Annotated in this window: 11 protein-coding genes; 6 read left to right on the top strand and 5 right to left on the bottom strand. The window is 45.0% G+C overall.

The genetic code is table 11. The features are described from left to right. Positions 1 to 40 precede the first annotated feature (40 nt). The 4 genes from pdo to ACKVDP_RS00310 form a co-directional block, all read right to left on the bottom strand. Entirely contained in the window at positions 41 to 691 is a 651-nt protein-coding gene (gene pdo, locus ACKVDP_RS00325; protein ID WP_409226812.1) for a protein disulfide oxidoreductase, read from the bottom strand. Positions 692 to 707: 16 nt separating this feature from the next. Further along, entirely contained in the window at positions 708 to 1,694 is a 987-nt protein-coding gene (locus ACKVDP_RS00320; RefSeq protein ID WP_409226811.1) for an FAD-dependent oxidoreductase, read from the bottom strand. A 58-nt stretch (positions 1,695 to 1,752) separates the two neighbouring features. Then, positions 1,753 to 2,469: a sigma factor-like helix-turn-helix DNA-binding protein gene (locus tag ACKVDP_RS00315; RefSeq protein WP_409226810.1), complete on the bottom strand. Its 717-nt coding sequence runs from the start codon at positions 2,467 to 2,469 to the stop codon at positions 1,753 to 1,755. A gap of 158 nt (positions 2,470 to 2,627) precedes the next feature. Beyond that, positions 2,628 to 4,136, bottom strand: coding sequence for a helix-turn-helix domain-containing protein (locus tag ACKVDP_RS00310; RefSeq protein ID WP_409226809.1), 1,509 nt, complete (start codon positions 4,134 to 4,136; stop codon positions 2,628 to 2,630). A gap of 164 nt (positions 4,137 to 4,300) precedes the next feature. Here ACKVDP_RS00310 and ACKVDP_RS00305 point away from each other — a divergent pair, with 164 nt between their 5' ends. Then, positions 4,301 to 4,852, top strand: coding sequence for a GNAT family N-acetyltransferase (locus tag ACKVDP_RS00305; protein WP_409226808.1), 552 nt, complete (start codon positions 4,301 to 4,303; stop codon positions 4,850 to 4,852). Between the two features lie 48 nt (positions 4,853 to 4,900). On the opposite strand, the gene ACKVDP_RS00300 is transcribed toward ACKVDP_RS00305, so the two are convergent. Then, positions 4,901 to 5,803 (bottom strand): peptidylprolyl isomerase, encoded by a 903-nt coding sequence (locus ACKVDP_RS00300; protein ID WP_409226807.1) that lies wholly within the window; start codon positions 5,801 to 5,803, stop codon positions 4,901 to 4,903. A 212-nt stretch (positions 5,804 to 6,015) separates the two neighbouring features. Between ACKVDP_RS00300 and ACKVDP_RS00295 the strand changes: the two genes are divergently transcribed. The 5 genes from ACKVDP_RS00295 (at position 6,016) to ACKVDP_RS00275 (ending at position 12,715) form a co-directional block, all read left to right on the top strand. Then, positions 6,016 to 7,800, top strand: coding sequence for an HD domain-containing phosphohydrolase (locus ACKVDP_RS00295; RefSeq protein ID WP_409226806.1), 1,785 nt, complete (start codon positions 6,016 to 6,018; stop codon positions 7,798 to 7,800). 94 nt (positions 7,801 to 7,894) lie between these two features. Next, positions 7,895 to 8,704, top strand: a complete 810-nt coding sequence (gene zupT, locus ACKVDP_RS00290) for a zinc transporter ZupT (protein ID WP_409226805.1) — start codon at positions 7,895 to 7,897, stop codon at positions 8,702 to 8,704. Positions 8,705 to 8,740: 36 nt separating this feature from the next. After that, positions 8,741 to 9,340, top strand: a complete 600-nt coding sequence (locus tag ACKVDP_RS00285) for a GNAT family N-acetyltransferase (protein WP_409226804.1) — start codon at positions 8,741 to 8,743, stop codon at positions 9,338 to 9,340. Positions 9,341 to 9,415: 75 nt separating this feature from the next. Beyond that, positions 9,416 to 10,591, top strand: coding sequence for a DUF438 domain-containing protein (locus tag ACKVDP_RS00280; protein WP_409226803.1), 1,176 nt, complete (start codon positions 9,416 to 9,418; stop codon positions 10,589 to 10,591). A 33-nt stretch (positions 10,592 to 10,624) separates the two neighbouring features. Beyond that, a complete protein-coding gene (locus ACKVDP_RS00275; RefSeq protein WP_409226802.1) occupies positions 10,625 to 12,715 on the top strand; it encodes a stalk domain-containing protein in 2,091 nt (696 codons plus the stop codon). The last annotated feature ends 22 nt before the right edge of the window (positions 12,716 to 12,737 follow it).

Raw genomic sequence — 12,737 nt, 5'->3', positions numbered from 1 at the left:
AAAAAAAATCATGTTTCCCATCTGGGAAACATGATTTTTTTTATGCTACCTGTGTCTTTTCTATCTCGTCAAGGAAAACCTCAAGAGGCTGATTGCCTACAAACTCGAACTCGTCGTTTATCACTATCTTTGGAACACTTGATACATTGTACTCCTCAGACATATCAAAGAAGGTCTGGGCCTCGATCATGTCAGCATGGATGTTTGGATTCTCAAGTGCCAGCTTGTGAGCCTTCTCAACAGCTCCTGGACAGTGTGGACATGCAAGTGTCACGAATACCTTGATGTTAACCGGCTTGTCAATCTTTTCAATCCTCTCCATTATCTCCTTGGGCAGCTCCTGGGAGTTTCCGGAAACCTCCATAACGCTGCTGATAAAGGAATTGATCTCATGTCCCGATGGGACACCGTTGAACTTTATTCTCTTGTAGTTCTTGTCCTTGTCAAGAAGTACAAGGCTTGGTGCCATCTTGACTCCGAATTCTTGTGCCTTCTCGGAATCCTTCTCAAGGTCATGGTTTTCAAGGCTTAGCTTTGGTGCAACGGAAGCCAGCTCTGAAATGAAGTCCTTGGTATCGGTGCAGGTTTCACAATCCTGGTCTTTGGTGAAAAGGGCCACCGTAACATCATCCTTCATACCCTTAAAGATTCCCTCAAGCTGCTTTGCTACTTCTTCATTTAAAAATTTCATAATTACCTCCTGTAATTTACTTGTTAACAGTGTTCAAATAGTCGTTTACGGCAAGTGCGCATTTTGCTCCGTCCCCGGCAGACATGATTATCTGCTTGTAGGGGGTGTCGGTCACATCGCCAGCTGCATAGATTCCCTCAACACTGGTCTTGCCGTATCTATCCACGACAATCTCATTTCTTTCATTAAGCTCCAATAGATTGGAGAATATTTCGCTGTTTGGCAGGTACCCTATTTCAACAAACAGACCTGCACCCTCAACCTGGTATTCCTCACCTGATTCCTTGTCCTTGACCTTGACCCCGGTCATGAACTTGTCACCTTGAACCTCCAGAATCTGGGTCTGAAGCTTCACTTCAACATTATCAAGCTTTGAAAGCTGGTCTATTAGTATCTGGTCAGCCCTGAACTGTGATCTGTGAACTATTGTGACCTTCTTTACGATCTTGGCCAGGTCAATTGCAGCTTCAACAGCAGAGTTGCCACCGCCTGCCACAATTACCTCCTCGCCTGCGAAAAGAGGACCGTCACATATTGCGCAATAGCAAACACCCTTGCCGGCATATTCCTTCTCTCCAGGAACTCCAAGCTTTCTTGGCTTACTTCCCGTTGCGATAATAACGGAATAAGTATTGAATTTCTCACCATTCTTTAGGACCACTTCTCTCATGCTGGACTTGTCCTTTACATTTATTGCTTCCAGCTCCTCATATTCAAGAATGGGAACACTCAGCTCGTTTACATGACCAATGAACTTCTTCATCAGCTCTTCGCCGGACAGGGAATTAAAGCCCAGATAGTTCTCAACTGAGGATGTGTCCATAACCTGTCCCCCGATATCCCTTGCGATTATTCCAACTTGGAGACCCTTTCTTTTTGCATAAAGTGCCGCGTTGAGGCCTGCAGGACCTCCGCCCACAACAATCAGGTCGTAGACTGTCTCTGGATCCATTTTTGGTTTTTCCTTTCCAGGATTGCTTCCTAAATTAAGATTGACTTCCATGATTAAATGCACCTCCGCTTATTATTATGGGACTGTTCTTGATCATTCAGCAAAAAAATCAATGATTGCTTATTATTTTTGATACAGTTGACTCGGAAAGCCCTCCCATTAGGTCTCCAATCTGCTTCAGGGACAGGGTTGATTCTCTTCTTAGCTGAAGGATCATCCTGTTCCTTTCATCCTTGTCCTTAAGGAGCTCCTCATGTGTGATTCCCCTATTATTCAGAATCTGACCAATTCTCAGCTTTGCCTCTTCCACAGTTGTGATACAGTTGGTGCACTCTCTCAGACCCTCGCTGAATATGGAGTGGTTCTTAAGTATCCGAATATCATCCTTTTTTAGCAGACCTGTCTGAAAAAGACCGACCTCATTGTAGAAGCATGTACTGTTGAAAAGCTCCGGGGAATTTTCCTTTCTGCTGTGAATACTGTAAATGGACTCCATCAAGGATCCATGATCCTCAATGATTCTGCTCCTGTATCTGTCCTTGAACAGCTTTTCAGGAAAATCAACATAAATTGCATAGGATATGTTGATTGCCTTCATGACATTTGAAATATCCGAGCCGTTTGCATTGACTATGAGATGATACTCTTCATCGTGGGCGATGCAATAGGCGTATACAATTATATTGAATTTATTCCTTACAGCATCCAAAATGCTTAGAAACTTTTCCCTGTCATCATCACACTGAAAAATAGGTCGACCAGGACCTCTAGTTTGATGGATGTAGTAAATACCGTAGTTATCCTTAATACGGGCTTGTCTTGGCATCTGTTTCGACCTCCAGAAGCAATTATACACCAGGGGGGTATCTAATGTCAAGTACCGTCCCTGATTTTTTCAGATTTAAATTTAGAGCCAATGGCAAAGCCTGCAGTCAGAATCATGGAATATGTCCAATTCCTAGATGCTTTGCAGGCTTTAAATGGTTAAATCTTATTCAGGTAGTCCTTTAATTTTTCTATTGAAAGGTTTCTGTCCAAGGTCTTTTGATCTGATTCATTGATAACCGAAACGATGTATGAGTAGAAGGCTTCAATGATGTCCTTGTTGTCAAAGGCCAAGGCAAAGGGGGAAGGGGTTATCTTGTAAAGAATTGCTGCCCTGTCCTTCTTGACAGTTATTCTAACATCCTTGAGAAACAGCTTATCCAGAACTATAACGCTGAAGTTTTCATAGGTCTCCAGCCAGTGGATTACATTCTCCAGATGAAGCCTGAAGGTATTCCTGTCATAGTAGACAGCCCCAGTTGAAAGGTGGTTTGACAGTTCAACCTGTACAGTGCCACTGTCAAGCTCCTCCAGTGTAGGCAGTGAGAATATTTCAATGTATTTGTACTTTTCAAGGTTATCCTTCAGGAGTCCTGTTCTTTTTATATGGGTATTGTGCAGGTCCTTTGAGTCAGAAAGCATATGGAGAAATTCCATTGGAACGGTCATTGTACTCAAGGTCTGGTGAAGGGCTATCAGGTCGCCGGGATTGTCACCCTGCTTCAGCAGATAGTCAATAAGCTCCTTTAGGTTATGGAAGCCAAAGATATTCATCATAGGGTCGCATTCCCCTATAAAGCTCAACAGATTTTCCTTGATGGAATGGACAATTTTTTCATCAGTAACATAAAAGTTAATGCTGTTCTGGGAGTTTGACCTTATGGAGGCTGACTTTAAGGCTGCAACATCTCCTGCAACAGCCACAGTGTTTCCAAAAATGGTTTTTATCTCCTCATGGTAATAATATGTTTGTATCTGTCCAGAAAGATAGACAGGAAGCCATCTTTCAATGGACTCCATTATGCTCCTGAATTCCCTGTAGTACGGCTGGATTATGTTTAGCCTATGGCCCTTGGCCAGAGCATCAGAGAGCATTCCATTAAAGATGAAATAGAAGTCTATATCGTCTGTAATCCATTCAAGGGGCTCATCACTGTAAAAGAAAATATCAAGGATTTCCTCTGAAAGGGATATCTGGTGAAGAAATCTCTTCATGGCCTCACGCTTGCCATCGGTTCCTACATAAATATCCTCAATGGAATATTCAGGAGGGCTATGTAGCCTGTGGTGTGAAGGGTTAAACTCAGAGCTCCCAGTGAAGAACTCAACCTTGTCGATAAAGTCCCTGATAAAGGGTGAATTGTCCTGGTACTTGTCATCCTGCAGCCAGTTCAGAAGATGGGACCTCAGGTATACGTGATCGCTTCTGTGTGCATCTGCCGAGAGACCCAGAAGCTCTGTAAACTCATCCAGCAGGTCCTTCTTGAAGGCGCACTCCATCAGGTAATCTGCAATCTGCTCCATATGGTCCCCACGCTGTGATGGAAGGCGGTTTCCGGTTCTCCAGCGGCTTACAAGGGACATATCCACATCCAGCCGTTGGGCCAACTGGGAGTTGGTGATTTTCAATATCTGCATCATTCTCGTTATCTTATCCTTGAATTCCATTTTCACTCTCCTTAAAGGTTTCTTTTGTAATTATATACTTTTGATGGCTTTTGTGCAATATAGTGATAGGACAATGTGCTGCCATTGGCTAAATCACAAAAAAGTCGTTGAAGAGGGAGGTTTTTGGGTATAATGTTTACATAAAAAAGTAAAGGAGATGGATTATGCAATTAGAAGAGGTAAAAGGTCTACCACATAAGGTGGTAAAGAATATTGAAGGTGTGGATAATCTGAAGGTGTATCTTGTACAGGACTTCAACCTTAAGCTCCTGAGGAACATGGTTGAATTTGGACTGGATATATTTGGAGATCTGGGAATGGACCAGTGGGGACTTGTTCCACAGATCAGACACGGAAACGTCTATATACTAACTGAGGAAGGCAAGCATCAGATAGTTGGACTTGCAATACTTATGAGAGACTGGGAGGATTTCTACAAGGCATACTTGTTTGACTATGCAATTTCAGAGGACTATCAGAGCCTGGGTCTTGGATTTGAATTCCTCAAGATTATTGCAGAGGACCTTTTGGATCAGGGATTTGACAAGATGAGCCTTACAGTGGATGTGGACAACGAGCCTGCAATCAGGCTTTACAGGGACAAAATTGGATTCAAGTCAATCCTGTACTCAAAGGATGAGTACGGCAAGGGAGAGGACAGGTTTACAATGGAGCTTGACCTTGCAGGATTCCTTGAGAGAAACAAAAACAAATAAGAATAGCATAAAAAAATCTGGATGCCTGGCATCCAGATTTTTTGTCCTCTAGTTGTTTAGAATAAAGTTCTCAACCTTGTATTTCTCCTGAACATCCTCATACCATACAGAGTAAGCAGAGTTCATTTTCTCCTGCTTAAGGATATCCTTGATCTCATCGGAAACATCCTCAAGCTTTGTCTCCTGGGCTTCAGTTTTGTCCTCAACCCTTATTATATGAAATCCAAAATCAGTCTGGACCGGATCGCTAATTTCTCCAGGCTCCATACCGAAGGCTGCCTCTTCAAACGGTGCCACCATTCGACCCTTCCCAAAGAAGCCAAGGGCTCCTCCCTGCTGGGCATTTGAAGCATCCTTTGAGTACTCGGCTGCAAGCTCCGCAAAATCTCCACCGTCGTCCAGCTGCTGCTTGATGTCCCTTGCCTCCTCTTCAGTATCCACAAGTATATGACTGGCGTTTACCTGCTCAGAGGTATCGAATTCCTCCTTGTTCTGAATGAAGTACTGCAGCACCTCATCCTCTGTAATATCGATGTATGGCTCCATCAATGCCTCAATTCCAAGATTAAGCTTGATATTGTTCATAACAGACGCTTCCGTGAAGCCGTAGTATTGAATTGCCTCTTGGAAGGCTTCCTCTCCACCATAGGAGTTCTTCATCTCGTTCAGTTCCTCCTGGAGGGCCTCATCAGAGACCTCGATATCATTGGCCTCCATCTCCATCATGATCATCTTCTCAAGAATCAATGCCTCCAGAACCTCAGGTCCGTTCTGCTGGAGCAGGTAGCTGTAGAATTCGTCCTTGGTGATCTCAACATCGTTGATTTTAGCAACAACCTCAACCTCGCTTGGCTCCTCAGCCTTTTCGCAGGCTCCAGCAAACACCCCAAGCGCAAGTACCAGCATAAGCAATATTATTTTTCTGCCGTTTTTTCCCTTTGTTAAATTCATTTTAAGTCTCCTCCCTTTAAGTATCTATGTTAGTATACCACAAAAGATAATCCAATTCATTGCAAAATTGTTACACTCAGGTGAAAATAATGTGAAAGGGGTGATTGACAAAAACACATCAATATTGACTGAACAATTTTACATTCCTGTAATACTTGCTTCCTTAAAGGGGTATAAAGACAACAACCGTTATGAAGGGGAAGAGGTGCCTTATGAACAGCATATACCACAAATTAATGAGCAAGTCACCATTGGGATACCTGATCCTCAAGGGGGAGACCTCCTTTGAGGAGTTGGTTGTGCAGAATTATAACCAGCTCCTTCTAGACTATCTTCATTTGGAGGGCGACATAGCTGGAAAAAGGATAGTTGAAGTCCTTGAGGAGAGCATAACCCAGCAGCTGGGTGAGGCTGTGTCCTCGGTAATGGATGATGGAGAGGTTGAAGGCATAATATTTAGCAATTCATTCTACTTCAACATCAAGGTCATTGACCTTGGAGACGGTATCCTGGCCATAACCTTCAGCGAAAGGGCAGGGTATCTTGACAACTTCAGAAAGTCCGAAAGGACCAGGCTAAACCTCCTTGAGAGTCTTCCTGGGATGGTTTACCGCTGCAGATTTGACAGGCACTGGACAATGGAGTATGTCTCAGAGGGATGCAAGGAGCTTACAGGCTATGATGTTGACAGCCTCATAGAAAACAAGGAAATATCCTACAATGAGATCATAGATGAGAAGTACAGGGATGAAATTTGGAGGCACTGGGAGGAAGCCGTCGCCGATGGAAGGATGGTACGGACCGAGTACGAAATAATCACAGCCGCAGGTCAGAAAAAATGGGTCTATGAACAGGGCCAGCCTGTCTTGGACAAGGAAGGGAACCTCACTGTCCTTGAGGGAATGGTGGTTGATATCACCCAGCAGAAGGAGAGGGAGGAGAGGATAAACTACCTGACCTACTACGATGCAATGACGGGAGTCTACAACAGAAGATATTACAACCACACCATAGACCAGATAAACAGGGAGGAATCACTTCCGCTTTCGGTAATCGTTGGGGACATAAACGGACTTAAGCTTATAAACGATGCCTTTGGTCACGAGTACGGGGACCAGCTCATTATTAAAACCGCAGAGCTCCTCAAGGAATCAATCAGAAGCACCGATGTTCTGGCCAGGACAGGTGGAGATGAGTTTGTAATCCTGCTGCCAAATACAACCCTGGACATTGCCAGGATGATAGTCAAGAGGATTGGACAGGAAGGTGAGCTGATCAACCAGCTCAACAAGGATTCTCCCGTGCAGATAAGCATTTCCCTTGGGTATGCAACCAAGGAAGGGATGGAGGAGGAGCTTTCCGAAACCATCAAGCTGGCGGAGGACCACATGTACAGAAACAAGCTTTTTGACCACAAGAGCACCCACGGTACAATCATTAAGTCCATAAGGAATTCACTTCTCAGACGTGGGGAGGAAAACGAGGAGAACCTTACAAATATGGAGAAGGTTGCCAGAAAAATGGGCAAGAGGCTGGAATTCAACGATGAAATGCTTGATAAGCTCCAAACCCTTGTTTCAATACATGACATAGGAAAAATCACAATTGATACTGAGCTCCTCAACAAGGAGGAGCCCCTTACGGAGGAGGAATGGGAGATAATAAGAAAGCACCCTGAAATGGGCTACAGGATTGCCATGGCATCGCTTGAGCTTGCGGCCATATCGGACTACATCCTGTCCCATCATGAACGTTGGGATGGAACAGGCTACCCGGATGGTTTGAAGTACGACGAAATACCGGTTCTTTCAAGGATAGTCTCCATCATTGATTCCTATGATGCCATGATAACGGAACGTCCATACAAGAGAAAGCTGCCGGAGGAAGAGGCCTTGAAGGAAATTGAGAGAAATGCAGGCACCCAGTTTGACCCTGACCTTGCACATGTATTTGTGGAGGTTGTAAGGGAGATGGAGGAGGATGAAGATAAAACCTAATCCGACAACTTTCTAACCTGGAATTTGACTATTTGAGATTTTATGCTAATATATGACTATTATATAAGAAATGACACAAATTAGGAGGACATTTATGGAAGCAAGCACTGGCACAATTATTTTCGCCTTTACATTGACCCTGTTGGCAGGTCTGTCAACTGGTATCGGAAGTGCACTGGCATTTTATACAAAGCAGACCAACAAGAAATTTCTATCAGCCGCACTTGGATTTTCAGCAGGTGTAATGATTTACGTATCCTTTGTTGAGATATTTCCCAAAGCCAGGGAATCACTGGAGGTCATATACGGGGAGACAGGAGGTCTTCTGGTAACAACAGTTGCCTTCTTCGCCGGAATTGCACTGATTGGACTAATAGACAAGTTCGTACCCTCAGGAGAGAATCCCCACGAGATGAGGGATGTGGGTGAAATGGAGGAGGGTGCTAAAGAGAATGAAGAGCTAATGAGGATGGGACTCTTCTCAGCCCTTGCAATTGCAATCCACAATTTTCCTGAAGGCCTTGCAACCTTTATCAGTGCATTGCAGGACCCTTCCCTTGGAATATCAATTGCAATTGCTATTGCAATACACAACATCCCAGAGGGTATAGCCGTGTCAGTACCGATATACTATGCCACAGGAAGCAAGAGAAAGGCATTCAAGTATTCCTTCCTTTCAGGCCTTTCGGAGCCATTGGGTGCCTTGGTGGGATACTTCCTCCTCATGCGTATTTTTGATGAGAGGATGTTTGGAATCATTTTTGCGGGGGTTGCAGGAATCATGGTTTACATTTCCTTGGATGAGCTGCTGCCAACGGCTCAGAAGTATGGAGAACACCATATAGCCATATGGGGCCTCATATCAGGTATGCTGGTTATGGCAATAAGCCTTATTATCCTATAGAGGTGACAAGGAGAACATTCCAAAATATTACAATACATGGTACAATGTTCATATGGCAACAAAATAGTAGCAAGAGGTGAAATGATGCCCATACTCCAAACAGAAAGATTGCTCCTGCGAAGGTTCAAATTGAGCGATCTCAACGATTTTTACGAATACGCGAAAGACCCTGCGGTAGGACCCGATGCAGGCTGGGACTACCACAGAAACAAGGATGAATCACTGTTTCTTTTGAAGAAGTTTGTCAAGAGCAATGAAATTTGGGCCATTGAGCTCAAGGAGAATTCCAAGGTAATCGGGTCCATAGGTCTACATAGGGACAAGAAAAGGGACAACAAATCCGCCAGAATGATGGGCTATGTAATGAACTCCCAGCACTGGGGCCTTGGCTATGCAACGGAGGCATCAAGGAGGATCATAAGCTATGCCTTTGAGGTTCTGGAGATTGACCTGGTATCAGCCTACCATTATCCTCACAATGACAGGTCAAAAAGTGTGATACTAAAGTGTGGAATGACCCATGAAGGGGTGCTTAAGCGTGCAACCGTAACCTATGATGGAAGGGTCCACGACGAGCATTGCTACTCCATTACAAGAGACCAGTACAGGAATAATTTGGAAACCACAGGAGCCTAGTTGCTCCTGTTATTTTTTTGCCTCAAAGCAGGTTCTAATGTATAATTAAAGCATCACCTTGAAGGGAGCGATTGGATGAATCAGGATGCGGGAAAAATAGATAGACTTAAAGAATATATAAGAAGACTCAACAGCAAGGAAGACGGAAGGAAGCTTTATCTGGAGTACAAGGATGACATCACCACCGTCAAGCCTCAGGATGCATTTCAGGTTTTCCACGGACTTCTTCAGGATGGCATGACAGAAAAGGAGATTCTAACATTTCTTGACAAGATAATAAATGTTTTTCACGAAAGCCTTACAAGTCATACCTGGAAGAGACCTGAAAGTGACAACTTCCTCACTGACCTGGAGCTTGAAAACCAGGCTTTGAGGAAAAAGACCGACCATATCAAGACCATAGTGAAGGAGCCCACTTCACAGATGAGAAGGGAAAAGCTCATACCTCTAATCGAAGAGCTGAAGGAATTCTATCCCCACTACACCAAGAAGGAAAACATACTCTTTCCCTACCTGGAAAAGAAGCTTCCAAGGTTTGAAGGTCTGACAATAATGTGGGGGCTCCATGACATGGTGAAGGACCAGGTTGACAATGCTCTGGTGAAGCTTAGGGATCCCGGGAGTGACGACCATGAGGTGAATGTCGCCATAGCGGAATTGTTTTTTGGAATCCTGGGTATAGTTAAGAAGGAGGAAATAATCCTCTTCCCGGCAGCATGTGAGGTGCTCAGTGAGGAGGAATGGCACCAGATGCACCGACAAAGCTATGATTACAGCTTCCCCTTCATCCAGAAGGAGTGGGAGGAGGAATACATTGAAAGCACCGAAGAACAATTGTCAGATGGAAGGTTCAGGACAGAGACGGGAGAGCTTTCCTTTGACCAGATCAAGCTTATCTTTGATTCCCTTCCAGTCGACATGACCTTTGTTGACCAACACAACAAGGTAAGGTTCTTCACCCGTCCCAAGGACAGGATCTTCCCAAGGTCACCTGCAATAATCGGACGGGATGTGAACAAGTGCCATCCACCAGACAGCGTCCATGTGGTGGAGGAGATTGTTGAAGCCTTCAGAAGGGGAGAAAGGGATACTGCCACCTTCTGGATAAAAATAAGGGATAGGATGATACTGATACAGTACTTTGCCATGAGAAACGAAGACGGCCAGTACAGGGGGGTGCTTGAAGTTAGCCAGGACATAACCGAAATCCAGGCACTTGAAGGCGAGAGAAGACTTTTGGAGTGGAACTGACAAAAATATTAGCTAAAGAGAGGTGCATTTGATATGAATAGATTGACCAAGCTATTTACAATAGGAACACTGGCCATGATGCTTGCAATGTTCAATGGCTGCGATACTGAAGCCACTGGAATGGAGCCCATAAAGCTGGTTGTTGACGGAAAGGACATAACCCATCTGACAGAGCCCATAATAGAAAACGGCAGGACCCTCGTCCCAATAAGGTTTGTTACGGAGGAAATCGGGGGAGAGGTCAGCTGGGACAATGTAACCAGAACCGTAAAGGCATGGAAGGGAGACAGGTCCCTGAGGATGATAATTGACAGCAGGGTCGTGGAGCTTGGTAATGGCAATGATGCTGTAGTAAGCGATGTTGCTCCAAGGATAATAAACAGCAGGACCTTTGTGCCCCTAAGGCTCATAAGCAATGGACTTGGAGTAGGTGTAAGCTGGGACAACGCCACAAGAACGGTGACCGTTGACTCAAGCAGGGCAGCGGCTGTTGAGCCCTTCTACAACGTGAACATAACCTCACATGAAGGGGGGAGCTATATCACAGGGACCTCAAGGATCACGGTCTCCGGGGATTCTAGTCTCCTTAAAGCAGGCAACCAGATCAGACTGCTTCTCCTTGACAAGAAGGACCATACCGGCTTTATAGTGGGGATGTCAGATGCAGCCACAAGGGCAGTTGAATATATACCCGAGGTTGAAAACACAGGGGACAGGATGCTGGTTGCCGGCGTCTATGACCAGAATGGAAGCTTCCTTGGGGGAGACAGCATACCTGTATCAGTTAGGGTCATACCTGAAGCTGACATGACAGGTCTTGTAAACAACATGGTTCTAAGCTCAGCCAGGGAGATCATGCCAAAGCTTAACTTTGCACCATATTCAGTGAAATACGTTATAACAAACCTTTCCACTGGAAGGGTGAAGATAGAGGAAAACAGGGACCCTTACGGCCCCTTCACCTGGAATCCAATGTCTACGGACAACGGTCTTAATACCGTACAGATAATTGCATTGGACCACCAAAAAAATGAGTTTCCAGGCAAGGTATATACTGTGAATGTACAGGTACCCAAAAGGATGACCCTGTCAGGGGTAACCGAGGGATCCACCATAAGAAATCCAGTGACCCTTATGGCAAACAGAAACTTTGATGTAAGGGAGACCACCTTCCTTATGAGAGACCCTTCAACGGGAATGGAGACAGTAATTCAGACCATTCCATACGGAACCTATACCTGGTTCCCAGGCCCTGAGATATCCGGCTGGAAAGACCTGATGGTAAGGGTTGTGGATTCGCAGGGCAACATCGTCACCAGTGAGCCCGTAAGAGTCAACTTCCAAGGAACTCCACAGCTTCAGCTACAGGGAATCGGACCCAAGCAGGTGGTGACAGGAGATACAGACCTGACCTACAGAAGCAATGTTGAATTTACAGACGTTCAGTTTGTCCTTACAAACAAGGGAACTGGGGGTACAAGGACAATTGCTGCAAATCCGGATACAAAAAAGGCAGTCTACACTCCACAGCCTCAGGATACGGGGGACTGGAGAATTCTAGCACGAGCAACCTACAACGGGAGGATTGTAACCAGTGAAACCGTTGATTTTCAGGTCTATGCACAGGAGATATTTGGTCCGAAGAGTATAGTTCCAAAGGATCAGTTCAAGTCCTTTGCAGCTGAAATGGCTGTCCAGACCTACAGAAGGACAGGAATGTCCGCTGCGATACAGACATCCCAGGCAATCCTTGAAACAGGCTGGGGACAGTATGTGCCAAGGGATAAGTATTCAGGCAAGATGTCAAACAATCTCTTTGGAATAAAGGGAAGCGCCAGCAACGGATCGGTCATATCAAACACCTGGGAGGTCTACAATGGAGTAACCTACAGGATTGACGCTGAATTCAGGGCATATATGGACCCTGTGGAGAGCTGGAATGACCACAAGGTGCTTCTCCAGAAAGACCGCTACGGAATATTCAGGGACGTGATGTACAACAGTACAATGGGAGCCTGGGCCATAAGAAGGGCTGGCTATGCCACTGACCCCAACTACCCCATCAAGCTGATGGATATAATAAGGGCAAACAACCTGAGGGAATACGACAAGGTAACCCTATAGAGGTAGAGTAAAGGATGAAAAC

Source organism: Gudongella ferriphila (assembly GCF_046224405.1).
Taxonomy (GTDB): domain Bacteria; phylum Bacillota; class Clostridia; order Tissierellales; family Tissierellaceae; genus Gudongella.
The sequence above is the reverse complement of the archived record's forward strand: the minus strand, read 5'-3'. Positions and strand labels throughout refer to the sequence as shown.

Excerpts from the sequence above, each read along its gene's own strand:
- ACKVDP_RS00285 (WP_409226804.1), top strand. The coding sequence starts at position 8,741 with ATGGTACAATGTTCATATGGCAACAAAATAGTAGCAAGAGGTGAAATG.
- ACKVDP_RS00305 (WP_409226808.1), top strand. The coding sequence starts at position 4,301 with ATGCAATTAGAAGAGGTAAAAGGTCTACCACATAAGGTGGTAAAGAAT.
- ACKVDP_RS00320 (WP_409226811.1), bottom strand. The coding sequence starts at position 1,694 with ATGGAAGTCAATCTTAATTTAGGAAGCAATCCTGGAAAGGAAAAACCA.
- pdo (WP_409226812.1), bottom strand. The coding sequence starts at position 691 with ATGAAATTTTTAAATGAAGAAGTAGCAAAGCAGCTTGAGGGAATCTTT.
- ACKVDP_RS00300 (WP_409226807.1), bottom strand. The coding sequence starts at position 5,803 with ATGAATTTAACAAAGGGAAAAAACGGCAGAAAAATAATATTGCTTATG.
- ACKVDP_RS00310 (WP_409226809.1), bottom strand. The coding sequence starts at position 4,136 with ATGGAATTCAAGGATAAGATAACGAGAATGATGCAGATATTGAAAATC.
- ACKVDP_RS00280 (WP_409226803.1), top strand. The coding sequence starts at position 9,416 with ATGAATCAGGATGCGGGAAAAATAGATAGACTTAAAGAATATATAAGA.
- ACKVDP_RS00315 (WP_409226810.1), bottom strand. The coding sequence starts at position 2,469 with ATGCCAAGACAAGCCCGTATTAAGGATAACTACGGTATTTACTACATC.
- zupT (WP_409226805.1), top strand. The coding sequence starts at position 7,895 with ATGGAAGCAAGCACTGGCACAATTATTTTCGCCTTTACATTGACCCTG.
- ACKVDP_RS00275 (WP_409226802.1), top strand. The coding sequence starts at position 10,625 with ATGAATAGATTGACCAAGCTATTTACAATAGGAACACTGGCCATGATG.
- ACKVDP_RS00295 (WP_409226806.1), top strand. The coding sequence starts at position 6,016 with ATGAACAGCATATACCACAAATTAATGAGCAAGTCACCATTGGGATAC.